Source organism: Nonomuraea longicatena, assembly GCF_039525605.1.
GTDB lineage: Bacteria > Actinomycetota > Actinomycetes > Streptosporangiales > Streptosporangiaceae > Nonomuraea > Nonomuraea longicatena.
Genome location: NZ_BAAAHQ010000015.1, coordinates 330801 through 333011, shown reverse-complemented (window position 1 = coordinate 333011; position 2211 = coordinate 330801). Strand labels below are relative to the sequence as shown.

1 protein-coding gene is annotated in these 2211 nt (G+C 77.4%); it reads right to left on the bottom strand.

Annotation, left to right across the window (positions count from 1 at the left end):
• Nucleotides 1–2211 (bottom strand): ATP-binding protein (locus ABD120_RS17090; RefSeq protein WP_425563989.1); only part of this gene is annotated, 2211 nt, incomplete at both ends.

Below are 2211 nucleotides of genomic sequence, written 5' to 3'. Positions count from 1 at the left end.
CGGCGGCGGGCAGCGGCGCGCCGATCGAACGCCGGGCCGCGTCGGCGGCGCCGAGCAGCCGGGCGGCGGCGCGATGGTGCCCGGCCAGGGCCTGCGCGCCCGCCAGGCCCTCCAGCGAGAGCGCGACGGCCCTCGGGTCCTTGGAGGCGCGGGCGGCGGCGAAGCCGTCGGCCTGCCGCGCCAGCGCCTCGCGCACGTCGCCACGCAGTTCGGCGATGTAGCCGAGCTCGGCCATGATCAGCGCGGTGCCGTCCACGTCCGCAGGGGTGATCCAGTCGAGCACGGCCCGCAGGTGCCGTTCCCCGGCCTCAAGCCGGCCCTCGCGGCGCGCGCCGAGCGCCAGCCCGAGTTCGGCGTACTTCTCGCCGTAGGCGTCCGACTGCCCGGCGGCGATGCGCCTGGCCCGCTCGTGGAACTCCCTGCTGCGGACGTGGTCGCCGGTCAGCATGGCGATCCGGCCCAGGCCGGACAGCTGCCAGGACGCCTCGGGCCACAACCCGAGGTCCTCCGCGACGCGCAGCGCCTCGCGGTGGAGGCGGGCGGCCCTGTCGTAGTCGCCGGTGACCTCGGCCAGGGTCGCGAGCGGCCGGGTGGCCTGGACCTGCCCCCACAGGTCGCCCACCTCGCGGAACATGCGCAGGCTCAGCTCGCCGTCGCGCTTGACGACCGCGAGGTCGGCGCGGGCCAGCGCGTCCCAGGCGCGCAGGCTGAGGACGGCGGCCGCGCCCCACTGGTCGCCGAGGGCGCGAAAGCCCGCGGTGGCCCGGTCCATGAGCTCGCGCACGACGGGCTCCTCCGTCATGGTGTGCAGGGCGAAGGCGAGGAACCACTGTGCCCTGGCCCGCTCCCCCGGCTCGTCGATCTCACGATCGGGCGCAGGATCGGGCGCGGCGTCGGACCCGAGAACGGGTCCGGGGCCGAGCGCGGGGTCGGGAACGGGCGCGGGGTCGGGCGCGGGGCCGGGCGCGGGGCCGGGCCCAGGGTCGAGCGCGGGGTCGGGGACGGCGAGCCCGTCCGGTTCTGCGGTGGCCCGCGCGATCCGGGTCATGCCGATCTGCCACACCGTGGCCTTGGCGCGCAGCGCGGCGGGCGCGGGGCCGTCGATCGCGAGGGCGGTGGCCAGCGACCTGCGGCACTCGCGCAACCGGCCGCGTAGGTACCAGTACCAGGCCGCCGCGCTGACCAGCCGCAACGCCAGCCGGGCGGCGCCGCTCCGGCGCGCGTGCGCGAGCGCCGCGCGCAGGTTGGCGCTCTCCTCGTCGAGCCTGCGCAGCCATTCGCGCTGGCCGTGGCCGCGCAGGTGGGGTTCGGCGCGTTCGACCAGCCCGGTGTAGTAGCGGGCGTGGCGTTCGCGGACGCTCTCGGTCTCCTCGGCCTCGGCCAGCCGCTCGGCGCAGTAGGCCGCCACCGATTCCAGCAGCCGGTAGCGCGGGGCGGCCGCCGTGCTCTCCGCCGTGCCCTCCAGGACGGTGACGAGCGAGCGGTCGACCAGCCGGGCCAGCAGGTCGGGCACGTAGGCCGCCGCCACCTCGCCGCCCGAGCACACGTCCTCGGCCGCCTCCAGCGTGCACCCGTCGGCGTGGACGGCCAGCCGCCGCAACACCGTGCGCTCGGGGCCGGACAGCAGGTTCCAGCTCCAGTCGATCGTCGCCCGCAGGGTGCGCTGCCTGGCCGGGGCGCCGCGCAGCCCGGACGACAACACGCGGAAGCGGTCGTCGAGCCGGTTGGCCAGTTCGCGCACCCCGAGGGCACGCACCCGGGTGGCGGCCAGTTCGAGGGCCAGGGGGATGCCGTCGAGCCTGCGGCAGATCGCGGCGACCGAGGCGGCGTTGCCGCTGTCGAGGGCGAACCCGGGCGCGGCGGCGGCGGCCCTGCGCACGAACAGGCGTACGGCGCCGCTGTCCATGAGCGCCCGGTGGTCGGCCTCCGGGCCGGGCAGGTCGAGCGGCGGGACCGGCCACAGGTGCTCGCCCGGCACCCCGAACGGCTCCTGGCTGGTGGCCAGCACGCGGAGTTCGGGGGCGGCCCGCAGCAGCGGCCCGACGAGTTCGGCGACGCCTTCTGCGAGGTGCTCGCAGTTGTCGAGGACCAGCAGGACGCGGGTGCCGCGCAGCGCCCCGGTCAGCCGGTCGAGCAGGTGGCCGGAGGTGCCGCCGCGCACCGCGTCGTCGCGGATGCCCATGGCCTCGGCCACCGCCTCCGCCACCACGG